This window comes from Cellulomonas composti (genome assembly GCF_007990245.1).
Lineage (GTDB): Bacteria > Actinomycetota > Actinomycetes > Actinomycetales > Cellulomonadaceae > Cellulomonas > Cellulomonas composti.
On the sequence record NZ_BJWG01000001.1, the window covers coordinates 265,508 to 290,896 of the forward strand.

Below are 25,389 nucleotides of genomic sequence, written 5' to 3' on the forward strand. Positions count from 1 at the left end.
GTGGCCATTGTCCCCGACGACGAGCGCGTCGGACGCCGCAACGCTCCGCGGGCGCCCGGTCAGGCGTCGACGGTCCGGTTCGGGTCGTCGGCCGGCAGCGCGAGACCGGTCGTCGCCACGGCGTCCGCGACGGTCGCGGCCAGTGCCTCACGGATCCGCTCGTTCGCCTCGGCGAGCGCCTCACGACCCGTCGCGCCCGGTCGTCGCTCGATGCTCACCGGCGGGCCGAACACCACCGCGAGCCGACGACGGGCGCCCGGCACGTGCCCGACCGACTCGCCCGTGCGGCGGGTGCCCAGGACCGCGACGGGCACGACCGGCGCGTGACCGTTGAGCGCGAGCCAGGCGATCCCGGCGCGTGCGCCCGAGGCATCGCCCTTGCCCCGGTTCCCCTCGGGGAAGATCCCGACGACGCCGCCGCGGCGCAGCACACCGAGCGCCGCGGTCAGCGCACCCCGCCCGCCCTCGCGGTCCACCGGGATCTGGCCCGCCGAGCGCAGCAGCAGCCCGAGCGGACCGTGGAACATCTCCTCCTTGACGAGGACGTGCGTGGGCCGGGGCGCGGCACCGACGAGGATCGGTCCGTCGATCACGCCTGTGTGGTTGGCCGCCAGCAGGACGGGACCGCTACGAGGCACGTTGTCGCGGCCGGACACGCGGGTCCCCCACACGACCCGCGCGAGCAGCACCCCGAGCCAGCGCCACCAGCGCGGACCCCGGGGCGACGGGACGTCGGTCACCGGGGAGCCACCTGGGCCACGACGTCGAGCACGGCCGCCACGGTCTGCTCCAGGTTCAGGTCCGACGAGTCGACCGTGACGACGCCGTCGGCAGCGACCTGGAACTCGACGACCGTCGCGTCGTCGGCGTCGCGGCGCACCACCTGGTCGCGGGTCGCCGCCACCGCGGCCTCGTCGTCGCTGCCGTGCAGCTCCTTGGCGCGCCGCGAGAGCCGGGCGGCCTCCGAGGCCGTGAGCAGCACGCGCACGTCCGCGTCGGGCGCGATCGCCGTCGTGATGTCACGCCCCTCCGCGACCACCCCGCGCCCGCCCGACCAGCCGCCGGTGCTCTCGTCCTCGATCACGGTCCGCTGCCGCCGACCGAGCTCCGCACGCGCCTCGAGGTTCGTCGCGACCGCGCTCACGGCCGACGAGATCTCGGTCGCCCGGATGGCCACCGACACGTCCTCGCCGGCGACGCGCACGGCCGGCGCGGCCGGGTCCAGGTCGATCTCGAGCGGCAGCGCCCGGACCTGCTCGGCGACCGCGTGACGATCGGTCAGCGGCGTGCCCTGGGTCAGGCACCACAGCGTCGCCGCGCGGTACATCGCACCCGTGTCGAGGTACGCGAGCCCCAGCGCGACCGCGACCCCGCGCGCCACGCTCGACTTGCCCGAACCCGACGGTCCGTCGATCGCCACCACCAGCCCGCTCACCGCACGACCCTCCAGCCCCGCTCCGACAGCTCCGCCTCGAGATGCTCGACGCTGCTCGGCAGCACCGAGATCGCGGCCAGCCCGACGGGGCGACCCGCCGCGTGCTCGATGCGCAGGTCCTCGAGGTTCACGCCGACGTCGCCGACGTCCTGCAGCAGGTGAGCGAGCTCGCCCGGCTCGTCGGGCACGAGCACCGTGACCTCGGCGTACTGCCGCTGCGCGCCGCCGTGCTTGCCCGGGATGCGCGCGACGCCGTCGTTGCCGCGCGCGACCAGGTCGGCGATCGACAGCAGCGTGCCGGTGCGCACCGACTCCGGTCCCGTGGCCTCGTCGGCGACCGCGAGGGCCGCGAGCACGCCGTCCAGGTCGTCGCGCAACGCCGCCAGGACCGGGGCGACCGCGGCCGAGTTGGCCGCAAGGATCGACGTCCACAGCCCGGGGTCGGACGCCGCGATCCGGGTCACGTCCCGCAGGCCCTGACCGGCCAGCCCGAGCGCGTCGTCGGACAGAGCGACGAGACGTGCGGCGACGAGCGACGCGACGACCTGCGGCACGTGCGACACCGCGGCCACCGCGGCGTCGTGCGCGTCCGCCGCCATCACGACCGGAACCGAACCCAGGTCGACCGCGAGCTCACGGACCGCGAGCTGCGCGTCGAACGTCGTCACGGGCGAGGGGGCGATCACCCACGGCCGCCCGAGGAACAGGTCAGGAACCGCCGCGGACGGGCCCGAACGCTCGCGCCCCGCCATCGGGTGCGAGCCGACGTAGCGGCTCAGGTCGGCGCCCGCCGCTTCCAGCTGGGCGAGCACGTGGCCCTTGACCGATGCGACGTCCGTGACGACCGCGTGCGGGTGGGCGCCGAGCTGCGCGGCGACCGCGTCCGCCGTGACGTCGGGCGGTGCGGCGACGACGACCAGCGCGGGCTCGTCGTCGTCGGGCGCGGTCGGGCGGCCCGCACCCACGTCCCGCGCGAGCGCCACCGCCGTACGCGACGGGTCCTGCAGCCGGACGTCGACGCCCAGCGCCGTCAGACGCAGCCCGACGGACGTGCCCAGCAACCCCGTGCCCACGACGAGAACGGGCCCGCGTGTCGCTGCGTTCACATCCCCACCTGGGTCATCAGCGAGCCGACCTCCGTCTTCGAGAGCACCCGCGTGCGACCCTGCTTGAGGTCGCCCAGCCGGATCGGGCCGATGCGCGTGCGCACGAGCTTGGTGACCGGGTGGCCGACCTCCTCGAACACCCGCCGCACCACACGGTTGCGGCCCTCGTGCAGCGTGAGCTCGACGAGGCTGAGGTGCGAGAGCGCCTGCACCACGGTCACCGTGTCGATCGCCACGGGCCCGTCCTCGAGCTCGACACCGCGCCTGAGCTTCGCGGCCGTCGCCGCGGTGACCTTGCCCTCGACCTCGGCCAGGTAGGTCTTGGCGACGCCGTGCGACGGGTGCGAGAGCCGGTTGGCCAGCTCGCCGTCGTTCGTCAGGAGGATCAGACCCTCGGTGTCCGCATCGAGCCGACCGACGTGGAACAGCCGTTCCTCGCGGTTTGCCACGTACTGCCCGATCGACGGTCGACCCTCGGGGTCGTGCATCGTCGAGACGACGCCCTTGGGCTTGTTCAGGGCGATCGTCACCATCGACTCGTCGAGCTGCACGCGCATGCCGTCGACGTGGATGGGCTGGCGCTTGGGGTCCACCCGCACGCCGAGCTCCGTGACGACCTGCCCGTCGACCTCGACCCGACCGTTCGCGATGAGGTCCTCGCACGCACGGCGCGATCCGATGCCCGCGGCCGCGAGGACCTTCTGCAGGCGCACACCGTCCGGATCGTGCACGTCGACCTCGACGAGCGGCGCCGGTCGCTTCGGCGAACGCTGCTGCACGGGTCGGCTCGGACCCGCAGCACGGCGCGCCGGGGCCTTGCCCCCGGGCTTGCCGGTCGACCACGAACCACCGGTGGGCTTGCCGCCGCCCGACCTGCCCGTAGCGGACTTGCCGGATGCGGACTTGCCCGATGCGGACTTGTCGGATGCGGGCCTGCCGCCGGCAGCCCTCCCGGTCGCAGGCTTGCCGCCGGCGCTCTTGCCGTCCGTAGGCCTGCCGTCCGTGGGCCTGCCGCCCGTCGGCCGTCCGCCCGTGGGCCTGCCCGACGAGGACCGCGCGCCCGACGACGCGCCCCGCGAACCGCCGCCCTGCGGACGGCCCCCCGCGGACCCGCCGCCGCGCGCACCATCCCTGGAGCCACCCCTGGAACTGCCCCTGGAACCGCCCGATGCGCCGCGCTGCTGGTCGCTCATGACCCGTCTCCGATCTCGTCGTCCACGCCGTCCAGTGCCTCGACATCAGGCAGGTAGGGCGCGAGCGGGGGCAGGTCGTCCAGACCCGAGAGCCCCAGCCTCTCCAAGAAGTATCCCGTGGTCCCGTACAGCACCGCGCCCGTGACCGGATCCGTGCCCATGTCGGCGACGAGCCCGCGCGCGCCGAGCGTCCGCACCACCGAGTCGACGTTGACGCCGCGCACCGCCGAGACCTGGCCGCGCGTCACCGGTTGGCGGTAGGCGATCACGGCGAGCGTCTCGAGTGCGGCCTGCGTCAGGCGTGCGCTCTGGCCGTCCAGCACGAACCGTCCGACGACGTCCGCGTACGGCGGTGCCGAGTACACGCGCCAGCCCTCACCCGCGCGTCGCAGCTCGAAGCCCCGTGGTCGGCCGCCGCGTTCGCCGCGGTAGTCGGCCGCCAGCTCCTCGAGCAGCTCCTCGACACGCGTCGTCGGCAGCGCGAGCGTCGTCGCCAGCCGCACGGCCGAGATGGGCTCGTCGACGACCATCAGCACCGCCTCGAGCGCGGCCAGCGCGCCGCCGGGCAGGTCCTCGACGTCGAACGCGAGCTCGTCGGGCACTGCATCTCCGGGCACTGCGTCTTCGGGCCCGGCCGCGCGCGCATCCTCGTCGGGAAGGATCTCGTCGGACGGCGGCAGGTCGGGTGCCATCTGGTCGCTCACTGGTCCTCCTCGGCAGTCGGGGGCGGGGCCACCGCATCGGACGTCGTCCCGGACGTCAGGTCAGGCTCGTCGTCGGACGGCGCGTCGGGTGCGCCCTCGGATCCTTGCGTCGTGTCGAGCTGGTCGAAGTCGTCGGAGACCGCGATGTCGCCCTCGGCCGTCCCGGTCCACCGCACGGACAGCTCCCCCAGCGGCGTGACCTGCTCGAACCCGACGGCTCCCTCGCGGAACAGCTCGAGCAGCGCGAGGAACCGGGCGACGACCACGACGGTCCCGTCGGCGTCCGCGACCAGCGCGCGGAACGTCGTCGTGCCGTGGTGCCGCAGCCGGTCGACGAGCACCGCCGCCTGCTCGCGCACGCTCACGCGCGGGGCGTGCAGGTGGCTGATGTCGACCCCGGGGGGCGGCGGCTTCGGGGCGGTCGCGCGCGCGGCGAGCACCGCGAGCTCGGCCGGCCCGATCTGCCAGACCAGCTCCGGCAGCAACGCCGCCAGGTGCGGCTCGAGCGCCACCTGCCGGGGGAAGCGCCGACCCTCGGTGGCGAACCGTTGCGCCAGGTGAGCGGCGACCTGCTTGTACGCGCGGTACTGCAGGAGCCGGGCGAACAGCAGGTCGCGCGCCTCGAGCAGCTCGAGGTCCTCGGCGTCCTCGACGTCCGCGGACGGCAGCAGGCGGGCGGCCTTGAGGTCGAGCAACGTGGCGGCCACGACGAGGAACTCCGAGGCCCGGTTGAGGTCCCAGTCCGCCTCGGCCGCCCGGATGTAGCCGATGAACTCGTCCGTCACGCGCGCGAGCGCGACCTCGGTGATGTCGAGCTTGTGCTTCGCGATCAGGCCCAGCAGCAGGTCGAACGGTCCGCTGAAGTTGTCGAGGTGGACCTCGAACCCGGCCGTGCCCGCGGGCGCGGCCGATCCGTCGGCGAGCTCTGCCGCGACGCCCGGGTCAGGCGGCGTCGCCACGGGCGACGAGCTCGCGCGCGAGCTGCCGGTAGGCCTCCGCACCCGGGTGCGTGGGTGCGTAGGTGGTGATCGGCTCGGCCGCGACGGTCGCGTCCGGGAACTTCACGGTCCGGTTGATGACCGTCTGCAGGAGCTGGTCGCCGAACGCCTCGTGCACGCGCGCGACGACCTCGCGGGCGTGCAGCGTGCGCGAGTCGTACATCGTGGCGAGGATGCCGTCGACCTCGAGGCGCGGGTTCAGCCGGTCGCGCACCTTCTCGATCGTCTCGATGAGCAGTGCGACGCCGCGCAGCGCGAAGAACTCGCACTCGAGCGGGATCAGTACGCCGTGCGCGGCCGTGAGCGCGTTGACGGTGAGCAGGCCCAGCGACGGCTGGCAGTCCACGAGGACCACGTCGTAGTCGTCGAGCGCCGGGCGCAGCACCCGCGAGAGCACCGACTCGCGGGCCACCTCGCCCACGAGCTGCACCTCGGCCGCCGACAGGTCGATGTTGGCCGGGAGTAGGTCGAGCCCGGGGATCGCGGTCGTGCGCACGACGTCCTCGAGCCGCGCATCGCGCTCCATGAGCAGGTTGTAGACCGTCTGGTCGAGCTCGTGCGGGCTCACCCCGAACCCCACCGACGCGGCGCCCTGCGGGTCGAAGTCGACGACGAGGACGCGTCGGCCGTACTCGGCGAGCGCGGCGGCCAGGTTGATGGTGGTCGTCGTCTTGCCGACGCCACCCTTCTGGTTGCACATCGCGATCACGCGCGCCGGCCCGTGCGATCCCAACGGGGCCGGCACCGGGAAGTCCACCAGGGGACGACCGACGGCGTCCTGTTGCTGCGTCGCGCTCACCACGTCGCACAACCTACCGGAGCCGCGCCGTCGCGGTCCGGCGGCGCGCACGCGACCTCGTCGGGTTCGCGCCGGCGCCTGCCGACGAGCCCGCGGGCATCAGATCGCGCGGGGGTGGGACGTGCGGTACACCTCGCGCAGCGCGTCGGGCGTGACGAGCGTGTAGACCTGCGTCGTGGCGACCGAGGCGTGGCCGAGCAGCTCCTGCACCACCCGCACGTCGGCGCCGCCGGAGAGCAGGTGCGTCGCGAACGAGTGCCGCAACGTGTGCGGCGAGACGTGCTCGACGTCGCCCAGGCCCGCCCGCGCGGCGGCCGTGCGCAGCACCGCCCACGCGCTCTGCCTGCTCAGCCGTGCGCCCCGGGCGTTGAGGAAGACCGCGGGCGTGCCCCGGCCCCCCGCGGCCAGCGCGGGCCGGCCACGCACGAGGTACGCCTCGAGCGCCTCGAGCGCGAACGACCCGAGCGGCACGATGCGCCGCTTGCCGCCCTTGCCGAGCAGCCGGACGGCGGCACGGTCGGGGTTGCGGTCGACGTCGTCGACGTCCAGGCCCACGGTCTCGCTGATCCGCGCACCGGTCGCGTACAGGACCTCGAGCAGGGCGCGGTCGCGCAGCGGCACCGGGCCCTCTCCCAGGCCGGCGGCGTCGATGAGGCGTGTGACCTGGTCGACCGAGATCGCCTTGGGCAGTCGCTTCGGCTGGGCCGGTGGGCGCACCGCGCGGGCGGTGTCGTCGGACGTCACGCCGTCCAGCACCCAGAACCGGTGCCAGCCGCGCACCGCGACCACGGCACGGGCCGCCGACGACGCGGACAGCACCGCGCGCCCGTCCGAGCCGGTGCGCAGCGCGAGCAGGAAGTCCTCGACGTCGGCCTCCACGACGTCCGCGGGGACACGGCGACCGCGTCCGACGAGGAAGACGACGTACCGCCCGAGGTCGCGGCGGTAGGCGGCAACCGTGTTCGTCGAGAGCCCGCGCTCGACTGCCAGGTGCGCGAGATAGGTCTGCAGGCAGCGGCTCAGCGCCTCGGCGGGCGCCTCGACGGACACGGACGGACCCCGCTCAGAACGGCAGGAAGACGTCGACCGAGATGGCGACCGACAGCAGCGTGAGGTACGTGATGGACGCGTGGAAGACGTTCATGGCCCGTAGCTTGCCGCGGGCCGGGTCCTCCGCACGGCGCAGCAGCGAGATGCACGCCCACAGGAACCAGCCGCCCAGCGCGCTCGCGACCACTGCGTACACCCACGTCATCCCGGCGGCCGGGATCAGCAGGAGCGAGCAGGCGATCATCGCCAACGTGTAGGCGATCATCTCGCGTGCGACCTTGGTGTCCTTCGCGACGACGGGGAGCATCGGCACGCCGGCGGCCGCGTAGTCGCTGCGGAACTTCATCGACAGCGGCCAGTAGTGCGGCGGCGTCCAGAAGAAGATCACGCCGAACAGCAGCACGGCCGGCCAGCCGACGTCGCCCGTGACCGCCGACCACCCGATCAGCACCGGCATGCAGCCCGCGGCGCCGCCCCACACGATGTTCTGCGGCGTGCGCCGCTTGAGGATCATCGTGTAGCCGACGACGTAGATGAGGATCGCCCCCGCCGCGAGCAGCGCCGAGACCCAGTTCACGAGGAGGCCGAGCCACAGCAGGCTCGCAACGCCGAGCACGAGGCCCGACGTGAGCGCCGCACCGGGGCTCACCGCACCCGTGACCGTCGGGCGGCGGCGGGTCCGGTTCATCACCTTGTCGATGTCCCGGTCGATGTAGCAGTTCAGCGTGTTCGCCGAGCCGGCCGCGGCCGCGCCTCCGACGAGCGTCGCGAGCACCAGCCCCGGGCTCGGCCAGCCGTCCGCGGCGAGGATCATCGTCGGGATCGTCGTGACGAGCAGCAGCTCGATCACGCGCGGCTTGGTCAGAACCACGAACGGGCTGATGCGGTCCCAGGCCCGGCCCCACAGGCTCCGCCGCGCCGCGCCCGCCACCTCGTCCGCAGCCGACCCATGAGCCGATCCGTGGGCCGAGCCCTCGGTCGACGCTCCCGCCCCCAAGGGTCCGGGAGCGTCCGGGACGCCGGCGTCGTCGACGGACGGGGGGTTGGAGAGGCGCACGCGCTGGGGGTTCCGTTCGGTGCTCGGGACTGTGGGGCCTGTGGGAGGTCGATGGGACAGGTTCGTGCGCAGCCATGCTACGACCTGGGCGGGACGAAAGGCCTGCGCGCGGGGCCCGGCAGGCCTGTGAGTTCGGTCGCTCACGCGTCGGGGATGTTGCGCCCGGCTCACGACGGACGCGCCGCGGACGTGAGGGTGGCCGAGCGATGGTCGGCGTGACACCGTCCCACCCGGTCCGCTATAGGCTCGAGCGGCACGGACCGGCCACCGCACGAGCCTTCCTGGCACGTCCCCGGCCGCTCCGGCCGGCGCCCTGCGACGGGCGCCCGACACTCTCAGCGACATCACCCGACTGCCATCGGGTGGGAATGAGGTCTGGTGAACGCGAAGGCTCCCCTGGCGGACTCGGTCGGTTGGACCGACCTGGACGTGCGCGCCGTCGACACGGTGCGCGTCCTGGCCGCGGACGCCGTGGAGAAGGTCGGCAACGGGCACCCGGGCACGGCGATCAGCCTCGCCCCCGCCGCCTACCTCCTCTACCAGAACGTGATGCGGCACGACCCGACGGATCCGGCGTGGCTCGGCCGCGACCGCTTCGTGCTGTCGGCGGGCCACTCCTGCCTCACGCAGTACATCCAGCTGTACCTGGCTGGTTTCGGGCTCGAGCTCGACGACCTGCAGGCGCTGCGGACGTGGGGCTCCAAGACCCCCGGTCACCCCGAGTACAAGCACACGACGGGTGTCGAGATCACGACCGGTCCCCTGGGCCAGGGACTCGCGTCGGCCGTCGGGTTCGCGATGGCGCAGCGGCGCGAGCGGCACCTGCTCGACCCCGAGGCGGCACCCGGCACGAGCCCGTTCGACCACTTCACGTACGTCATCGCGTCGGACGGCGACCTGCAGGAGGGCGTCACGAGCGAGGCGTCGTCCATCGCCGGGACGCAGGAGCTCGGCGGCCTGATCGTGCTGTGGGACGACAACCACATCTCGATCGAGGGCGACACCCAGATCGCGTTCACCGAGGACGTGCTCGCGCGGTACGAGGCGTACGGCTGGCACGTGCAGTTCGTCGACTGGACCGCCGGGGGCGAGTACCGCGAGGACGTCGACGCGCTCGCCGCGGCGATCGAGGCCGCCAAGGCCGTCACCGACAAGCCGTCCTTCATCGGCTTGCGCACGCTGATCGCCTGGCCCACGCCCGGCAAGACCGACGACCACTCGTCGCACGGCTCGAAGCTGGGCACCGACGCGATCCGCGGCCTCAAGGAGCTCGTCGGGTTCGACCCGGACAAGACCTTCGAGGTCGCTCCCGAGGTCATCGCGCACACGCGCTCGCTCGCGGCCCGTGCGGCCGGCGCACGCGCCACGTGGCAGAAGGCGTTCGACGCGTGGGCCGCCGCGAACCCCGACCGGCTCGCCCTGCTCGAGCGCCTCGTCGCGCACGAGCTGCCGGCCGACTGGGAGCAGGCGCTTCCCGTGTTCCCCGCCGGCAAGTCGGTCGCGACGCGCGCCGCCTCGGGCGAGGTGCTCTCCGCCATCGCCGACGAGCTGCCCGAGCTGTGGGGCGGCTCCGCGGACCTGGCGGGCTCCAACAACACGACGATGAAGGGTCAGCCGTCGTTCCTGCCGGCGCACCGCTCGACGCACGAGTTCGCGGGCGACGAGGGTGGCCGCACGCTGCACTTCGGCATCCGTGAGCACGGGATGGGCGCGATCCTGTCGGGGATCACGCTGCACGGCCTGACCCGGGCGTACGGCGGCACGTTCCTGCAGTTCGCGGACTACATGCGCGGCTCCGTGCGTCTCGCCTCGCTCATGGGCGTCCCGTCGATCTACGTCTGGACGCACGACTCGATCGGTCTCGGTGAGGACGGCCCGACGCACCAGCCCGTCGAGCACCTGACCGCGCTGCGCGCGATCCCGGGCCTGACGATCGTGCGCCCCGCCGACGCCAACGAGACCGCGCAGGCATGGAAGGCGACGCTCGAGCACCGCGACGGCCCCGTGGGCCTGATCCTCACGCGCCAGAACGTCCCGACGTTCCCCCGCGGTGAGGACGGCTTCGCACCCGCCGACGGTGTCGCCAAGGGCGCGTACGTGCTGCTCGAGGCGAGCACCGGCGCGCCCGACGTGATCCTGATCGGCACGGGCTCGGAGGTGCAGCTCGCGGTGCAGGCGCGCGAGACGCTCGAGGCCGCGGGCATCGCGACCCGCGTCGTGTCGGCTCCCTCGCTCGAGTGGTTCGCCGCGCAGGACGCCGCCTACCGCGAGTCGGTGCTCCCGGCGGCGGTGCGCGCGCGCGTCTCGGTCGAGGCCGGTATCGCGCTGTCCTGGCACCGGATCGTCGGCGACGCCGGCCGCAGCGTCTCGCTCGAGCACTTCGGTGCCTCGGCCGACGCCGAGACGCTCTACCGCGAGTTCGGCATCACCGCCGAAGCCGTGGTCGCGGCGGCGCACGAGTCGCTCGCGGCCGTGCGCGGCGACGACGCCCCGTCGACCGCGGGGGTCGTCCCGACCGCCCCCGGCACGGGCGACCAGCAGGCCTGACCCCAGGTCGCGTGGCGCCGCTCCAGCGGGCGCCACGCGGTCGGGGGCATGAGGATGGACGACGAGGCAGTCGCGCGCCCTGGTCGGCGCGCGGCCGCACCACGAGGGAAGGAACGACCATGGCACCGAGCGGACCCCTCGCCCGGCTCTCGGAGGCGGGGGTCGCCGTCTGGCTCGACGACCTCTCGCGCGAGCGCCTGCGCAGCGGCAACCTGGCCGAGCTCGTCGAACGCGGCGTCGTGGGCGTGACCACGAACCCGACGATCTTCGCCAACGCCATCTCGCACGGCGACGCGTACGACGACGCGCTGCGCGTGCTCGCCGCGTCGGGCGCGAGCGTCGACGACGCGGTCTTCACGATCACGACCGACGACGTCCGGGCCGCAGCCGACGTGCTGCGACCGGTCTACGACCGCACGTCGGGGCAGGACGGTCGGGTCTCGATCGAGGTCGACCCGCGCCTCGCGCGTGACACGGACGGGACGGTCGCCTCGGCCAAGGCGCTGTGGGCGGCCGTCGACCGGCCGAACGTCTTCATCAAGATCCCGGCGACCGTCGAGGGCCTGCCCGCGATCACCGCCGTTCTCGCCGAGGGCATCAGTGTCAACGTCACGCTGATCTTCTCGCTCGAGCGCTACCTCGCGGTGCTCGACGCATTCCAGGCCGGGCTCGAGCAGGCCCGCGTGGCCGGCCACGACCTGGACCGCATCGCGTCGGTCGCCTCGTTCTTCGTCTCGCGCGTGGACACCGCGATCGACCCGGCGCTCGACGAGCTCGGCACCCCGGAGGCCGCCGCGCTGCGCGGCACCGCGGCGATCGCGAACGCGCGCATCGCGTACGGCGCCTACCTCGAGGTCGTCGCCGCGCGCCGCTGGCAGGCTCTCGCGGCCGCCGGCGCGCACCCGCAGCGACCGCTGTGGGCCTCGACCGGAGTCAAGGATCCGGCCTACCCCGACACGCTGTACGTCGACGAGCTCGTCGTCGACGGCGTCGTGAACACCATGCCCGAGGCGACCCTGAAGGCTGTCGAGGACCATGGCGGCAGCGGTGCGGACACCGTCACGGGGACGCAGGACGCGGCCGTCGCGGTGATCGAAGGCCTCGCCGCGGTCGGCGTCGATCTCGACGAGGTGACCACGAAGCTCGAGGTCGAGGGCGTCGACAAGTTCATCGCGAGCTGGGAGCAGCTGCTGGCGAAGGTGTCCGAGGGTCTGCAGGTCGCGGCGAACCGCCTGGCGGACGCCCGGTGAGCCGGGCGAAGGTCGCACCCGGCGTCAACCCGCTGCGTGACCCCCGTGACCGTCGGCTGCCACGGATCGCCGGCCCGTGCGGCCTGGTGATCTTCGGTGTGACCGGGGACCTCGCGCGCAAGAAGCTCATGCCCGCGGTCTACGACCTGACCAATCGCGGCCTGCTGCCGCCCGGCTTCGCGCTGACCGGCTTCGCGCGGCGCGACTGGGAGACCGAGGACTTCGCCCAGATCGTGCACGACGCGGTCCGAGACCACGCGCGCACGCCGTTCCGCGAGGCGACCTGGCGGCAGATGTCCGAGGGCATCCGCTTCGTGCAGGGCACGTTCGACGACGACGACGCCTTCGACCGCCTGCGCACCACGGTCGAGGACCTCGACAGGTCCCGCGGCACGGGCGGGAACCACGCGTTCTACCTCTCGGTGCCGCCGTCGTCGTTCCCGGTCGTGTGCGAGCAGCTGTCCCGCTCCGGGCTCTCGCAGCCGTCCGGCGACGCCTGGCGCCGCGTCGTCATCGAGAAGCCGTTCGGTCACGACCTGGCGAGCGCCCGCGAGCTCCAGAACATCGTGTCGAGCGTCTTCCGGCCCGACGACATCTTCCGCATCGACCACTACCTCGGCAAGGAGACGGTGCAGAACCTGCTCGCGCTGCGGTTCGCCAACCAGCTCTTCGAGCCGATCTGGAACGCCAACCACGTCGACCACGTGCAGATCACGATGGCCGAGGACATCGGCATCGGCGGCCGGGCCAGCTACTACGACGGCATCGGCGCGGCGCGTGACGTCATCCAGAACCACCTGCTCCAGCTCCTCGCCCTCACCGCGATGGAGGAGCCCGTCTCGTTCGACGCGCAGTCGCTGCGCGCCGAGAAGGAGAAGGTGCTCTCGGCAGTGCGCGTGCCGCGCGACATCGGCCGCCATACCGCGCGCGGCCAGTACACCGCCGGGTGGCAGGGCGGCGAGAGCGTCGTCGGCTTCCTCGAGGAGGAGGGCTTCAACCCGCACTCGACGACCGAGACGTTCGCCGCGATCCGGGTCGACATCGACACACGGCGCTGGGCCGGCGTGCCGTTCTACCTGCGCAGCGGCAAGCGGCTGGCCAAGCGCGTCACCGAGATCGCCGTCGTCTTCAAGCGCGCGCCGCACCTGCCCTTCGAGTCGACCGCCACCGAGGAGCTCGGCAAGAACGCGCTGGTCATCCGCGTGCAGCCCGACGAGGGTGTCACGCTGCGGTTCGGCGCCAAGGTGCCGGGCACGCAGATGGAGGTCCGCGACGTCACGATGGACTTCGGCTACGGGCACGCGTTCACGGAGGCCTCCCCCGAGGCCTACGAGCGGCTCATCCTCGACGTCCTGCTCGGCGATCCGCCGCTGTTCCCGCAGAACACCGAGGTCGAGCTGTCCTGGAAGATCCTCGACCCGGTGATCAACTACTGGGCCAACCACGGCAAGCCCGACGACTACCGCGCGGGCACGTGGGGTCCGCGCACCGCCGACGAGATGATGGCGCGCGACGGGCGCGCCTGGAGGCTCCCGTGATCATCGACATGCCGGACACGACGACGCGCGACGTCGCCAAGCGGCTCCTGTCCGAGCGCGACGAGGGCGGCGCCGTCGCCCTCGGGCGCGTCCTCACGCTGCTCGTCCACGTCGGCGCGCACGACCCCGAGCACGCGATCTCGGCGGCCAACGCGGCCAGCCACGAGCACCCGTGCCGGATCATCCTCATCGCCTCGGGCACCGAGGGCACCCAGCTCGACGCGCAGATCCGCCTCGGCGGGGACGCCGGCGCATCCGAGGTCATCATCCTGCGCCCGGCCGCCGAGCTGGCCGACCACCTCGACACGCTCGTCATGCCGCTGCTGCTGCCCGACGCGCCGATCGTCGCCTGGTGGCCGTACCAGCCGCCGGCCGCGCCGTCCGAGGACCCGCTGGGCAAGATGGCGCAGCGCCGGATCACCGACACGTCGCGCTGCACCAACCCCCGTCCGACGCTGCGTCGACTCGCGGAGAACTACGTCGAGGGCGACACGGACCTGTCCTGGACCCGGGCCACGCTATGGCGCGGACTCATCGCCGCGACGCTCGACCAGCCGCCGTACGAGCCCGTGCGCCGCGCGTCGATCGCCGGCGAGAGCAACCACACGTCGGTCGACATGGTCGCCGCGTGGCTCGCGCACGCGCTGCGCTGCCCCGTCGACATCGAGCGCATCCCCGGCGCGCCGGCGATCGTGCAGGTCAAGCTCGAACGCGCGAGCGGCGACATCATCCTCGACCGGCCCGACGGCAAGACCGCCGCGCTGCACCAGCCTGGCCAGCCCGAGCACCGGATCGCGCTGCCGATCCGGCACCTGCGCGAGTGCCTCGCCGAGGAGCTGCGTCGGCTCGATCCCGACGAGGTCTACGGCGAGGTGCTGACGAAGGGCCTCGCGAGGCTCGAGGCATGACCGCGCCGCGCGACGTCGTCGTCCACCCGGACGCCGAGGTGCTCGCGGCTGCCACGGCCGCCCGCCTGCTCACGGCGCTCGTCGATGCGCAGTGCCACCGCTCCCCCGTGCACCTGGTCCTGACCGGCGGCACGGTGGGCATCAAGGTGCTCGAGCACGTCGCGCAGTCTCCCGTGCGCGCGGCTGTCGACTGGTCCGGCGTGCACGTCTGGTGGGGCGACGAGCGGTTCCTCCCGGACGGCCACGCCGACCGCAACGAGACCCAGGCCCGTGCTGCGCTCCTGGACGCGCTCGGCGACGAGCTGCCCGCGGCCCACCTTCACCCCATGGCGCCACCGAGCGAGGCCACCCCGACGCCCGAGGCGTCCGCCGCCGCCTACGCCGCGGAGCTGGCGGCCTTCGCCACGCCCGAGGGCTCCGGATCGTCGGTGCCCGCGTTCGACGTGCTCCTGCTGGGCATGGGGCCCGACGGCCACGTCGCCTCGCTGTTCCCCGGGCACCCGGCGCTCACGGTCGCCGACGCGTCCACGGTCGGGGTGCACGGCTCCCCCAAGCCGCCGCCGGAGCGCGTCTCGTTGACCTTCGAGGCGATCCGACGAGCCCGCGAGGTCTGGGTCGTCGCCGCCGGCGCCGAGAAGGCCGCCGCGGTCGCCTCGGCGCTCGCCTCCGCGCCCGTGGAGGTCACGCCCGCCGCGGGCGCCCTCGGCACCACGCGCACGCTCTGGCTGCTCGACGTCGCCGCTACCGGGGCCCTCGACCTCCCGGAGTCGGCTCCCCCAGCCTGACGACCGCCGGACGGGCCGACGAACCCGACACGGAAGGACACCGCGGTGGACATCGACGCGCTCGACCTGTGGGCCCAGGTGGACGACTACTTCGCCGTCCTGGCACCCGAGGACCCCCACCTCGTGGCGGTGCGCGACGCCGCCCACCAGGCCGGTCTGCCGGACATCGCGGTGGCCGCGAACCAGGGCAAGCTGCTGCACCTGATCGCCGCGCTCGTCGGCGCCCGGCGGATCCTCGAGATCGGCACGCTCGGCGGCTACAGCACGCTGTGGCTCGCACGCGCACTGCCGCCCGACGGCACGCTCGTCACGCTCGAGCTGGACCCCGCGCACGCCCGCGTCGCACGCTCGTCGTTGGCTCAGGCGGGTGTCGGGTCGCTCGTGGACATCGTCGTCGGCCCTGCGGTCCACAGCCTCGAGCGCATGGTCGCGGACGGCACCGAACCATTCGACCTCGTCTTCGTCGATGCGGACAAGGAGGCGCTCGCGCGCTACCTCGAGCTCTCGCTCGAGCTGTCACGGCCCGGTACGGCGATCATCGTCGACAACGTCGTCCGGCAGGGCGCCGTGGTCGACCCTTCGCACCCGGACGGCCGCGTCCAGGGTGTGCGCCGGATGGTGGACCTGCTCGCGGAGCACCCGCGCCTCGACCCGACCGTGATCCAGACCGTCGGCGTCAAGGGCCACGACGGCTTCGCGCTGCTGCGCGTCCTGCCCTGACGCGCTGCCGTACGGGTGGGCTCAGCTGCCGCCGCGGCGGGCCCGCAGTGCGGCCAGCGCCTCGTCGAGGATCGCCGCGCCGTCCTCGTCGGACCGTCGCTCCTTCACGTACGCGAGGTGCGTCTTGTACGGCTCGTTGCGCACCGGTGCCGGAGGGTTCTCCTGGTCCTGCCCGGCCGGGAAGCCGCAACGCGGGCAGTCCCACGTCACGGGCGCCTCCTGCGCGACCTCCTCCGCGAAGCTCGGCCGCGTCTCGTGGCCGTTCGCGCACCAGTACGAGATCCACACGCGCGGCGCGCTGTCGCCCCGCTCGGCCTCGCCCATCGGGCCCGCGCCGACGCGCGAACCCCGGATCGCACTCCCGCTCGCCATCTCCGGAGCCTCAGGCGTCCTGGGCTTCGACGAGCCCCAGGACCACGATCGTCATGGTCCAGACGAGGGCCACCCCGATCGTGATCCGGTTGAGGTTGCGCTCGGCGACGCCGGACGAGCCGGCGCCGGAGGTGATGCCGCCGCCGAACATGTCCGACAGGCCGCCGCCCTTGCCCTTGTGCAGCAGGACCAGCGGGACGAGCAACAGGCTGGTGGCCACCAGCAGCACCTGCATCGAGATCTTCAAGACGGTCACGTGGGTGTCGTTCCTCACTGGACTGCGGGGTCTGCATGCGGACCGGACCCGGCTTCGACGCGGGGGCCGGGGTCCAGGGTAGGCGACGACCAGCGTGCGAGGCCACATCGCCACCCGGAGCGCCGTGGCGGGCGCGGACCGATCGGCCCGGTGCCCGCCACGGAGCGTGCTGCGTGCGGTCAGAGACCGACCGCGTGGGACTGGTAGCGCACGATCTTCGCGAACTCCTCGGGGTCGAGGCTCGCGCCGCCGACGAGGGCCCCGTCGACGTCCGGCTTGGCCATGATCGAGGCGACGTTCGACGACTTCACCGAACCGCCGTAGAGCACGCGGACCGCGTCGGCCGTGTCCTGGTCGTACAGCTCCGCGATCCGCACGCGGATGGCCGAGCAGAGCTCCTGCGCGTCCTCCGGCGTCGCGGTCTCGCCCGTGCCGATGGCCCAGACGGGCTCGTACGCCACGACGACCTCGCGGACCTGCTCCGCCGTGAGTCCTGCCAGGCCGCCGTCGAGCTGCGCGAGCGTGTGCGGGACGTGGTTGCCGGCCTTGCGGACCTCGAGCACCTCGCCGACGCACAGGATCGGCTTGAGGCCGGCCCCGAGCGCGTTGGTGACCTTGGCGTTGACGAGCGCGTCGTCCTCCGCGTGGTACTCGCGACGCTCGGAGTGACCGATCACCGCGTAGGTCACGCCGAGCTTGACGAGGAACGCCGGCGCGATCTCACCCGTGTACGCGCCCGAGGCGTGCGCGGAGACGTCCTGCGCGCCGTACACGAGCTCGAGCTTGTCCGCGTCGACGAGCGTCTGCACGCTGCGCAGGTCGGTGAAGGGCGGGATCACCGCGACCTCGACCGTGCCGTAGTCGTGCTTGGCGTCCTTGAGGGTCCATGCAAGCTTCTGGACCGTCTGGATCGCCTGGTGGTGGTCCAGGTTCATCTTCCAGTTGCCCGCCATGAACGGGGTGCGCTGTGCCATCAGTCCTCCAGGACCGCGATGCCGGGGAGGGTCTTGCCCTCCAGGAACTCGAGGCTGGCCCCGCCACCGGTGGAGATGTGGCCGAACTTGGCCTCGTCGAAGCCGAGGATGCGCACCGCGGCCGCGGAGTCGCCACCGCCGACGATGCTGAAGCCGCCGGCCGCGCCGGCGTCGATGAGCGCCTGCGCGACGGCCTTGGTGCCGCCCGCGAAGGCCTCGAACTCGAACACGCCCGCGGGACCGTTCCAGACGACCGTCTTGGCGTCCGCGATCTTCGAGGCGAACAGCGCCTCCGACTCGGGGCCGATGTCGAGACCGATCTTGCCGTCCGGGATCGAGTCGGCCGCGACGACCGCGACCGAGGTGTCCGCCGCGAACGTGTCGCCCACGCGGATGTCGACCGGCAGGACGATCTCGACGCCGCTCGCGGCCGCCTGCTCGAGGTAGCCCTTCACGGTGTCGATCTGGTCGGCCTCGAGCAGCGAGGCGCCGACCGTGTGCCCCTGCGCCGCGAGGAACGTGAACAGCATGCCGCCGCCGATGACCAGGCGGTCCGCCTTCCCGAGCAGGTTCGAGATGACGCCGAGCTTGTCGGAGACCTTCGAGCCGCCGAGCACCACGACGTACGGGCGCTCCGGGTCGTCGGTCGCCTTGCGCAGGGAGGAGACCTCGTTGAGCACGAGCTTGCCCACGGCGTGCGGCAGCTTGAGCGCGACGTCGTAGACCGACGCCTGCTTGCGGTGCACGACGCCGAAGCCGTCCGACACGTAGGCGTCGGCCAGCGCCGCGAGCTCGTCGGCCAACGCCGAGCGCTGGGCCTCGTCCTTGCTCGTCTCGCGTGCGTCGAACCGCACGTTCTCGAGCAGCGCGATCTCGCCGTCGGCGAGCGCCGCGACCGTTTCCTGCGCCGACGGGCCGACGAGGTCCTTGGCCAGCGCGACCGGCTGGCCGAGCAGCTCGGACAGTCGCGCCGCGACGGGGGCGAGCGAGTACTTCTCCTCGAAGCCCTCGCCCTTGGGACGGCCGAGGTGCGCGGTGACGACAACCCGTGCGCCGGCGCCGAGCAGCGCCTGCAGCGTGGGCAGCGCCGCACGGATGCGGCCGTCGTCGGTGATGGTCGTGCCGTCGAGCGGCACGTTGAAGTCGGAGCGGACGAGCACGCGCTTGCCGCGCAGGTCGCCGAGGTCCTCGATGGTCTTCATCTCATCCTCACTGGGGGGCCGGACATGGGTGCGTCCGCGTGCGCGACGGCCGGGGCCGAAGCGCACGCGGACGCATCACCTACTGCTGAGCGGTGTGGCTCAGAGCTTCTCGCCGACGAAGACCGTCAGCTTGACGAGGCTGCTCGAGTAGCCCCACTCGTTGTCGTACCAGGAGACGACCTTGACCAGGTCGCCCGAGACCTTCGTCAGCTTCGAGTCGAAGATGCTCTGGTGCGGGTTGGTGATGATGTCGCTCGAGACGATCTCGTCCGTCACGTACTCCAGGACACCCTTGAGCGGGCCCTCGGCGGCGGCCTTCACGGCGGCGTTGACCTCGTCGACCGTGACCTCGCGCGACGCGGTGAACGTCAGGTCCGTGGCCGAGCCGGTGATCGTCGGCACGCGCATCGCGAAGCCGTCGAGCTTGCCCTTGAGCTCGGGGAGCACGAGCGCCACGGCCTTGGCCGCGCCGGTCGAGGTGGGGACGATGTTCTGCGCGGCGGCACGTGCACGACGGAGGTCGCGGTGCGGGCCGTCCTGCAGGTTCTGGTCACCCGTGTACGCGTGGATCGTGGTCATCAGACCCTTCTCGATCCCGATCGCGTCGTTGAGCGCCTTCGCCATGGGCGCGAGGCAGTTCGTCGTGCAGGACGCGTTCGAGATGATGTGGTGCGCCGCCGGGTCGTAGTCGAGGTGGTTCACGCCGACGACGAACGTCGCGTCCTCGTTCTTGGCGGGCGCGGAGATGATGACCTTCTTGGCGCCGGCCTCGATGTGCGCCTTCGCCTTCGTCGCGTCGGTGAAGAAACCCGTCGACTCGATGACGATGTCGGCACCCAGCTCGGCCCACGGCAGCTTGGCGGGGTCGCGCTCCTCGAGAGCCCGGATCGGCTTGCCGTCGACGATGATGTTGTCGTCGTCGTACGACACGCTCAGCGGGAAGCGGCCAAGGACCGTGTCGTACTTGAGCAGGTGCGCGAGCGTCGCGTTGTCCGTCAGGTCGTTGACCCCGACGATCTCGATGTCCGCGCCGGACTCGACGATCGCACGGTAGAAGTTGCGACCGATGCGGCCGAAGCCGTTGATGCCGACCTTGATGGTCACGTGCCCTCCTCGGCAGCGCCGACGGGGTCGGCGCACACAATTGGTGGTGGGTTCTCGCACGCCGATGTGCGTGCCTCTCGTCCTCGACCGACGCGATACCGGTTCATGCCCAGCACGTGACGCTCGTGTGACGATCGGATGTCCCGAGCCTATACCCGTATCCGCAATGGGCACGTCGCGAAGGTCCCGGATCGGACGCCTGTCCACGTGGTGGGATATGCGCCCTCGTCGGACCTGTCGCCGCTTCTGTCAGAGGTCGAGCAGGTCGGGCGAGAGCCCTGCCTCGGTGTCCGGGATGCCCAGCTCGGCGGCGCGCTTGTCGGCGGTCGCGAGCAGGCGCCGGATGCGCCCCGCGACCGCGTCCTTGGTCAGCGGCGGGTCGGCGAGCTTGCCCAGCTCCTCGAGCGACGCGTCCTTGTTGTCGAGGCGCAGCCGGCCCGCCTCGTGCAGGTGCTCGGGCAGGTCCTCGCCGAGGATCTCGAACGCCCGCTCGACGCGGGCACCGGCCGCGACCGCCGCGCGCGCCGAGCGCCGCAGGTTCGCGTCGTCGAAGTTCGCCAACCGGTTGGCGGTGCCGCGCACCTCGCGGCGCACCCGGCGTTCCTCCCAGACCAGCGTCGCGTCGTGCGCGCCCAGCCGGGTGAGCATCGCACCGATCGCGTCGCCGTCCCGGATCACGACCCGGTCGACGCCGCGCACCTCGCGTGCCTTGGTGCCGATCCCCATCCGCCGTGCTGCGCCGACGAGCGCGAGCGCGGCCTCCGGACCGGGGCACGTGATCTCGAGCGACGACGACCGGCCCGGCTCCGTGAGCGAGCCGTGCGCGAGGAACGCTCCGCGCCAGGCAGCCTCCGCCTCGCCGATGCCACCCGCGACGACCTGCGGCGGCAGTCCTCGCACCGGCCGACCGCGGTTGTCGAGCAGACCGGTCTGGCGCGCGAGGGACTCGCCGTCCCTGACCACGCGCACGACGTAGTGGCTGCTGCGCCGCAGCCCACCGCCCGAGACGACGATGATCTCGCTCTCGTGCCCGTAGACCTCCGAGATCGCCTGCCGCAGCCGGCGCGCGGCGATCGCCGTGTCGAGCTCGGCCTCGATGACGATGCGCCCCGAGATGATGTGCAGCCCGCCCGCGAACCTGAGGGTCGCCGCCACCTCCGCCTTGCGGCACGAGGTCTTGTCCACCTGGAGTCGGGCGAGCTCGTCCTTCACCTGTGCCGTCAACGCCATGGCGTCATCCTGCCACCCAGTCGCGCGCCGCGTGGGCGTCCCGGACTTCCGTCCGACTGGCGGGACGACACGACCTCGGTCGTCGTCGCCTCGGTCGTCGCCTCAGTCGTTGCCTCGGTCGTCGCCCTCGTCGTCGTGCACGTCCCCGACCACACCGTCGATCACGTCCCGCAGCGCGGATGCGAGTCGCAGCGGATCGTGCCGCGGGGTGCCGTCGCCCCGGCTGACCTGGCGCAGCAGCAGGCGCGCGTCACGGGCGGCGCAGGCGTCGAGCAACCGGTCGACGTCCTCGACCGCGGCCGGGTCGGCGATCACCGCGTGCACCCGCTGCTCGGGCGCGTACGCGTGCAGCACGTCCAGGTAGTCCTCGGCGTGCATCCCGGTCGTCTCGCCCTTCTCGTCGGGCGAGAGGTTGAGGTTCACGACGAGCCGGCCGCCCGCCCGGTGCAGCGCGTCGCGCAGCCCCGGGACCAGCAGGTGCGGCATCACCGACGTGTACCAGGACCCCGGACCGAGGATCACCCACTGCGCGTCGTCGATCGCCGCGACCGCCTGCGCGCACGCCGGCGGGTCGTGCGGGACCAGCCGGACGTGGGCGATGGGGTCGCGTGTGCGCGCGATCGCGCTCTGGCCGCGCACCGTCTCGACGGTGCCGTCCGGCCGGTTCACCCGCGCCTCGATGAGCAGCGGGATCTCCGTCATCGGCAGCACGCGCCCGCGCGCGCCGAGCAGTCGACCCACCCAGTCGAGCCCCTCGACCGTGTCCCCCAACAGCTCCCACAGTGCCGCGATCAACAGGTTGCCGACCGAGTGACCGTCCAGCGAACCCTGCGACGCGAACCGGTGCTGCATCACGTCGCTCCAGGTGCGACCCCACTCCGAGTCGTCGCACAGCGCTGCCAGCGCCATCCGCAGGTCACCCGGCGGCAGCACATCCAGCTCGTCGCGCAGACGACCCGACGAGCCACCGTCGTCGGCCACCGTGACGACGGCCGTGATGCGGTCCGTCATCAGACGCACGGCCGACAACGTCGCCGCCAGCCCGTGTCCCCCGCCCAGTGCCGTGACCGCGGGGCCGCGCGGGATGGTCCGGGCCGGGGTCGGCGTCCTCATTCCTTGCCGAGGTCGCGCGCGGCGACCGAGACGCGGTGCCCGGCACCCCGCAGCCGCGCGGCGATCGCCTCGCTGATCGCGACCGAGCGGTGCTTGCCGCCCGTGCAGCCGACCGCGATCGTCACGTAGCGCTTCTCCTCGTTGAGGTAGCCGGCGAGCACCGGCTCGAGCGCCGCGACGTAGCGGTCGACGAACGTGACCGCCCCCGGCAGCCCGAGGACGTACTCGCGCACCGGCCGGTCCCGGCCCGTCAGGTGCCGCAGCTCGGTGATCCAGTACGGGTTGGCCAGGAACCGCACGTCGACCACGTGGTCGGCGTCCAGCGGGATGCCGTACTTGAACCCGAACGACAGGACCGAGATCCGCAGCACGTCCGTGCTGTCACCCGTGACGGTCGCCCGCACCTCGCGCGCCAGGTCGTGCACGTTGAGGTCGGAGGTGTCGATCACCGTGTCGGCCCGCTCGCGGATGTCGGACAGCACGGCACGCTCCTCGGCGATGCCGTCCAGGATCCGTCCGTCGCCCTGCAGCGGGTGCGGACGGCGCACCTGCTCGTAGCGGCGGACGAGCACCTCGTCGGATGCGTCGAGGAAGAGGATGCGGTGCGCCACTCCCGCGTCACGCAGGTCACCGAGCACCTGCGCGAGCTGGCTGAAGAAACCGCGCCCGCGCACGTCGATCACCGCCGCGACACGGTGCGACCGCGTCTCCGGGGGGCCGGTGGTCAGCATCCCGACGAGGTGCGTGAGCATCTGGGCCGGAAGGTTGTCGACCACGTACCAGTCGAGGTCCTCGAGCACCGCGGCCGCACGCGTGCGGCCCGCACCTGACATGCCCGTGATGATGAGCACCTCGGGCGGGTCGAGTCGCGGGTGCGCCGCGGCGGCGTCGATCGCGGGGATGCCGGACGGGACCGTGATCGGCGAGGGCTCGTCGCTCATGCGTCCAGCATGCCAGCCGCGTCGTCCGATGCACGGGACACCCCGACAGCGACGCCGTCCGAGCTGCCCGGGTTCGTGCCGGCCAGCGCGGCGACCACCGCGGCGGCGGTCACGGCGCCCATGCCGGGGACCGTCGCGATCTCGTCGACGGTCGCCGCGCGCAGCCTCTTGACGGACCCGAACTGCCGCAGCAGGGCCTTCTGACGCGCCGGTCCGAGCCCGGGCACGTCGTCCAGCACCGAGGTCGTCATGCCCTTGCTGCGGCGCTTGCGGTGCCCCGCGATCGCGAACCGGTGGGCCTCGTCGCGGACCCGCTGCAGCAGGTACAGACCCTCCGAGGTGCGCTGCAGGATCACCGGGTAGTCGTCACCCGGCACCCAGACCTCCTCGAGCCGCTTGGCGAGCCCGCACAGCGCGACGTCGTCGATGCCCAGGTCGGCCAGCGCACGGGCTGCGGCGGCCACCTGGGGCGGCCCGCCGTCCACGACGACGAGGTTCGGCGGGTACGCGAAGCGCCGAGGGCGGCCCGACTCGTCGCGCGGGTCGGGTCCGACGGGACCGCCGGCGGGCTGTCCCTCGTCGTCGTCGGTGCCCGTCCCGAGCTCGAGCTCGCCGGAGTCGCTGCGCTCGGCCAGGTAGCGCCGGAAACGTCGTGCGATGACCTCGTACATCGCCTCGGTGTCGTCCCGAGCGCCTTCGCCGTGCGGGCCGCGGATCGAGAACAGCCGGTACTCGGGCTTGCGCGCGAGCCCGTCCTCGAACACCACCATCGACGCGGACTGGTAGGTGCCCTGGTTGTGCGAGACGTCGTAGCACTCGATGCGCAGCGGCGCCGACGGCAGATCGAGCGCCTCCTGGAGCTCGCGCAGCGCCTGGCTGCGGGTCGTGAGGTCCCCCGCTCGGCGCGTGCGGTGCAGCACGAGCGCGTGCTCGGCGTTGCGGCGGACCGTCTCGGCGAGCTCACGCTTGTCACCGCGCTGGGCCACGCGGACCGAGACGCGTGAGCCCCGCAGGCCGGACAGCCAGTCCTCGACGCGCGCGACGTCGGGCGGCACGACCGGCACCAGCACCTCGCGGGGCACGGAGGAGCCTTCCGCGTCCTCGCCGTACACCTGCTGCAGCAGGTGCTCGACGAGCTCGCCGTCGTCGAGGTCCTCGACCTTCTCGACGACCCAGCCCCGCTGTCCGCGGACCCTCCCGTCGCGCACGTGGAACACCTGCACGGCCGCCTCGAGCTCGTCACCCGCGAGGGCGAACAGATCGGCGTCCGTGCCGTCGCGCAGGACGAGCGCGTTGCGCTCCGTCGCACGGCGCAGCGTCGCGATGTCGTCGCGCAGTCGCGCGGCCTGCTCGTAGTCGAGCTCGGCCGCGGCATCCTTCATGCGCTGGGTGAGCCGCCGCTCGAACCGCGCGGTCTCCCCGCTCATGAAGTCGCAGAAGTCCTCCGCGAGCCGGTGATGGTCCGCGGGCGAGATCAGCCCGACGCACGGAGCGGAGCACTTGTCGATGTAGCCGAGCAGGCACGGGCGCCCCTGCTGACGGGCGCGCTTGAACACCCCCGTCGAGCAGGTCCGCACCGGGAAGACGCGCAGCAGCAGGTCGACCGTCTCGCGGATCGCCCAGGCGTGACCGTAGGGCCCGAAGTAGCGGGTTCCCTTGCGCTTGGCGCCGCGCATCACCTGCACCCGCGGGTACTCCTCGGCGAGCGTCACGGCGAGGTACGGGTACGACTTGTCGTCGCGGTACTTCACGTTGAACCGGGGGTCGAACTCCTTGATCCACGAGTACTCGAGCGCGAGCGCCTCGACCTCGGTGCCGACGACCGTCCACTCCACCGCCGCCGCCGTGGTCACCATCCGCTGCGTGCGCGGGTGCAGCGCGTGGACGTCCTGGAAGTAGCTCGCGAGCCGCGACCGCAGGCTCTTGGCCTTGCCGACGTACACCACGCGCCCGTGCTCGTCCCGGAACCGGTACACGCCCGGTGCGTCAGGGATCTCCCCCGGCGCGGGACGGTAGGAGGCGGGATCGGCCATGCTCCGAGCGTAGTTCGCCGGTCCGACACGGACCCGCGGGTGCCCGGACCGCCGTCGGGTCCGGGCGGCGCCGT

Annotated in this window: 24 protein-coding genes; 6 read left to right on the forward strand and 18 right to left on the reverse strand. The window is 72.8% G+C overall.

Going from position 1 to position 25,389, the window contains the following annotated elements; all coding sequences use genetic code 11:
- Positions 1-59 precede the first annotated feature (59 nt).
- The 9 genes from CCO02nite_RS01230 to CCO02nite_RS01270 form a co-directional block, all read right to left on the reverse strand.
- On the reverse strand, positions 60-740 hold the full coding sequence (locus CCO02nite_RS01230) for a lysophospholipid acyltransferase family protein (RefSeq protein ID WP_146841180.1): 681 nt from the start codon (positions 738-740) through the stop codon (positions 60-62).
- Positions 737-1,435: a (d)CMP kinase gene (gene cmk, locus CCO02nite_RS01235; RefSeq protein ID WP_146841182.1), complete on the reverse strand. Its 699-nt coding sequence runs from the start codon at positions 1,433-1,435 to the stop codon at positions 737-739. Before cmk ends, CCO02nite_RS01230 begins: the two co-directional genes overlap by 4 nt.
- Entirely contained in the window at positions 1,432-2,541 is a 1,110-nt protein-coding gene (locus CCO02nite_RS01240; protein WP_146841184.1) for a prephenate dehydrogenase, read from the reverse strand. Before CCO02nite_RS01240 ends, cmk begins: the two co-directional genes overlap by 4 nt.
- Positions 2,538-3,320 carry a pseudouridine synthase gene (locus CCO02nite_RS01245; protein ID WP_307724021.1) on the reverse strand — a complete coding sequence of 261 codons (783 nt, stop codon included), beginning with the start codon at positions 3,318-3,320 and terminating at the stop codon, positions 2,538-2,540. Before CCO02nite_RS01245 ends, CCO02nite_RS01240 begins: the two co-directional genes overlap by 4 nt.
- A gap of 410 nt (positions 3,321-3,730) precedes the next feature.
- Positions 3,731-4,438: an SMC-Scp complex subunit ScpB gene (scpB, locus tag CCO02nite_RS01250; RefSeq protein WP_246117257.1), complete on the reverse strand. Its 708-nt coding sequence runs from the start codon at positions 4,436-4,438 to the stop codon at positions 3,731-3,733.
- Positions 4,435-5,397: a segregation and condensation protein A gene (locus CCO02nite_RS01255; RefSeq protein ID WP_222593107.1), complete on the reverse strand. Its 963-nt coding sequence runs from the start codon at positions 5,395-5,397 to the stop codon at positions 4,435-4,437. Before CCO02nite_RS01255 ends, scpB begins: the two co-directional genes overlap by 4 nt.
- Positions 5,381-6,235 (reverse strand): ParA family protein, encoded by an 855-nt coding sequence (locus CCO02nite_RS01260; protein WP_371862460.1) that lies wholly within the window; start codon positions 6,233-6,235, stop codon positions 5,381-5,383. Before CCO02nite_RS01260 ends, CCO02nite_RS01255 begins: the two co-directional genes overlap by 17 nt.
- A gap of 99 nt (positions 6,236-6,334) precedes the next feature.
- On the reverse strand, positions 6,335-7,285 hold the full coding sequence (locus CCO02nite_RS01265; protein WP_146841191.1) for a site-specific tyrosine recombinase XerD: 951 nt from the start codon (positions 7,283-7,285) through the stop codon (positions 6,335-6,337).
- A gap of 13 nt (positions 7,286-7,298) precedes the next feature.
- Complete coding sequence (locus CCO02nite_RS01270; protein ID WP_371862461.1) at positions 7,299-8,156, reverse strand: heme o synthase; 858 nt, start codon at positions 8,154-8,156, stop codon at positions 7,299-7,301.
- Positions 8,157-8,720: 564 nt separating this feature from the next.
- Here CCO02nite_RS01270 and tkt point away from each other — a divergent pair.
- The 6 genes from tkt (at position 8,721) to CCO02nite_RS01300 (ending at position 16,090) form a co-directional block, all read left to right on the forward strand.
- Positions 8,721-10,889, forward strand: coding sequence for a transketolase (gene tkt / locus CCO02nite_RS01275; protein WP_146841195.1), 2,169 nt, complete (start codon positions 8,721-8,723; stop codon positions 10,887-10,889).
- Between the two features lie 119 nt (positions 10,890-11,008).
- Entirely contained in the window at positions 11,009-12,139 is a 1,131-nt protein-coding gene (gene tal / locus CCO02nite_RS01280) for a transaldolase (protein WP_146841196.1), read from the forward strand.
- Complete coding sequence (zwf, locus tag CCO02nite_RS01285) at positions 12,136-13,677, forward strand: glucose-6-phosphate dehydrogenase (RefSeq protein ID WP_146841198.1); 1,542 nt, start codon at positions 12,136-12,138, stop codon at positions 13,675-13,677. Before tal ends, zwf begins: the two co-directional genes overlap by 4 nt.
- Positions 13,674-14,585 carry a glucose-6-phosphate dehydrogenase assembly protein OpcA gene (locus tag CCO02nite_RS01290; RefSeq protein ID WP_146841200.1) on the forward strand — a complete coding sequence of 304 codons (912 nt, stop codon included), beginning with the start codon at positions 13,674-13,676 and terminating at the stop codon, positions 14,583-14,585. Before zwf ends, CCO02nite_RS01290 begins: the two co-directional genes overlap by 4 nt.
- Positions 14,582-15,370 carry a 6-phosphogluconolactonase gene (pgl, locus tag CCO02nite_RS01295; RefSeq protein WP_146841202.1) on the forward strand — a complete coding sequence of 263 codons (789 nt, stop codon included), beginning with the start codon at positions 14,582-14,584 and terminating at the stop codon, positions 15,368-15,370. Before CCO02nite_RS01290 ends, pgl begins: the two co-directional genes overlap by 4 nt.
- A 45-nt stretch (positions 15,371-15,415) precedes the next feature.
- Positions 15,416-16,090, forward strand: coding sequence for an O-methyltransferase (locus CCO02nite_RS01300; RefSeq protein WP_307724022.1), 675 nt, complete (start codon positions 15,416-15,418; stop codon positions 16,088-16,090).
- 21 nt (positions 16,091-16,111) lie between these two features.
- Here CCO02nite_RS01300 and CCO02nite_RS01305 read toward each other — a convergent pair whose 3' ends face one another.
- The 9 genes from CCO02nite_RS01305 to uvrC all read right to left on the reverse strand — a co-directional run bounded on the left by CCO02nite_RS01305 (position 16,112) and on the right by uvrC (position 25,315).
- Entirely contained in the window at positions 16,112-16,462 is a 351-nt protein-coding gene (locus CCO02nite_RS01305) for an RNA polymerase-binding protein RbpA (protein WP_146841204.1), read from the reverse strand.
- A 10-nt stretch (positions 16,463-16,472) separates the two neighbouring features.
- Positions 16,473-16,718 carry a preprotein translocase subunit SecG gene (gene secG, locus CCO02nite_RS01310; protein ID WP_146841206.1) on the reverse strand — a complete coding sequence of 82 codons (246 nt, stop codon included), beginning with the start codon at positions 16,716-16,718 and terminating at the stop codon, positions 16,473-16,475.
- Positions 16,719-16,897: 179 nt separating this feature from the next.
- Complete coding sequence (gene tpiA / locus CCO02nite_RS01315; protein WP_146841208.1) at positions 16,898-17,692, reverse strand: triose-phosphate isomerase; 795 nt, start codon at positions 17,690-17,692, stop codon at positions 16,898-16,900.
- Positions 17,692-18,894, reverse strand: a complete 1,203-nt coding sequence (locus CCO02nite_RS01320) for a phosphoglycerate kinase (RefSeq protein WP_146841209.1) — start codon at positions 18,892-18,894, stop codon at positions 17,692-17,694. Before CCO02nite_RS01320 ends, tpiA begins: the two co-directional genes overlap by 1 nt.
- A 99-nt stretch (positions 18,895-18,993) precedes the next feature.
- Positions 18,994-19,998: a type I glyceraldehyde-3-phosphate dehydrogenase gene (gap, locus tag CCO02nite_RS01325; RefSeq protein WP_146841211.1), complete on the reverse strand. Its 1,005-nt coding sequence runs from the start codon at positions 19,996-19,998 to the stop codon at positions 18,994-18,996.
- A 249-nt stretch (positions 19,999-20,247) separates the two neighbouring features.
- A complete protein-coding gene (gene whiA, locus CCO02nite_RS01330) occupies positions 20,248-21,228 on the reverse strand; it encodes a DNA-binding protein WhiA (RefSeq protein WP_146841213.1) in 981 nt (326 codons plus the stop codon).
- A gap of 102 nt (positions 21,229-21,330) precedes the next feature.
- Entirely contained in the window at positions 21,331-22,341 is a 1,011-nt protein-coding gene (locus CCO02nite_RS01335) for a gluconeogenesis factor YvcK family protein (protein WP_146841215.1), read from the reverse strand.
- Positions 22,338-23,282 carry an RNase adapter RapZ gene (rapZ, locus tag CCO02nite_RS01340; RefSeq protein WP_146841217.1) on the reverse strand — a complete coding sequence of 315 codons (945 nt, stop codon included), beginning with the start codon at positions 23,280-23,282 and terminating at the stop codon, positions 22,338-22,340. The genes CCO02nite_RS01335 and rapZ overlap by 4 nt, the downstream gene beginning before the upstream one ends.
- Positions 23,279-25,315: an excinuclease ABC subunit UvrC gene (gene uvrC / locus CCO02nite_RS01345; protein ID WP_146841219.1), complete on the reverse strand. Its 2,037-nt coding sequence runs from the start codon at positions 25,313-25,315 to the stop codon at positions 23,279-23,281. The genes rapZ and uvrC overlap by 4 nt, the downstream gene beginning before the upstream one ends.
- Positions 25,316-25,389 lie beyond the last annotated feature (74 nt).

What these genes read in the sequence shown, in the direction of transcription:
- tal (WP_146841196.1), top strand. Translation starts at nt 11,009, where the DNA reads ATGGCACCGAGCGGACCCCTCGCCCGGCTCTCGGAGGCGGGGGTCGCC.
- pgl (WP_146841202.1), top strand. Translation starts at nt 14,582, where the DNA reads ATGACCGCGCCGCGCGACGTCGTCGTCCACCCGGACGCCGAGGTGCTC.
- CCO02nite_RS01305 (WP_146841204.1), bottom strand. Translation starts at nt 16,462, where the DNA reads ATGGCGAGCGGGAGTGCGATCCGGGGTTCGCGCGTCGGCGCGGGCCCG.
- tpiA (WP_146841208.1), bottom strand. Translation starts at nt 17,692, where the DNA reads ATGGCACAGCGCACCCCGTTCATGGCGGGCAACTGGAAGATGAACCTG.
- CCO02nite_RS01320 (WP_146841209.1), bottom strand. Translation starts at nt 18,894, where the DNA reads ATGAAGACCATCGAGGACCTCGGCGACCTGCGCGGCAAGCGCGTGCTC.
- whiA (WP_146841213.1), bottom strand. Translation starts at nt 21,228, where the DNA reads ATGGCGTTGACGGCACAGGTGAAGGACGAGCTCGCCCGACTCCAGGTG.
- CCO02nite_RS01335 (WP_146841215.1), bottom strand. Translation starts at nt 22,341, where the DNA reads ATGAGGACGCCGACCCCGGCCCGGACCATCCCGCGCGGCCCCGCGGTC.
- rapZ (WP_146841217.1), bottom strand. Translation starts at nt 23,282, where the DNA reads ATGAGCGACGAGCCCTCGCCGATCACGGTCCCGTCCGGCATCCCCGCG.
- uvrC (WP_146841219.1), bottom strand. Translation starts at nt 25,315, where the DNA reads ATGGCCGATCCCGCCTCCTACCGTCCCGCGCCGGGGGAGATCCCTGAC.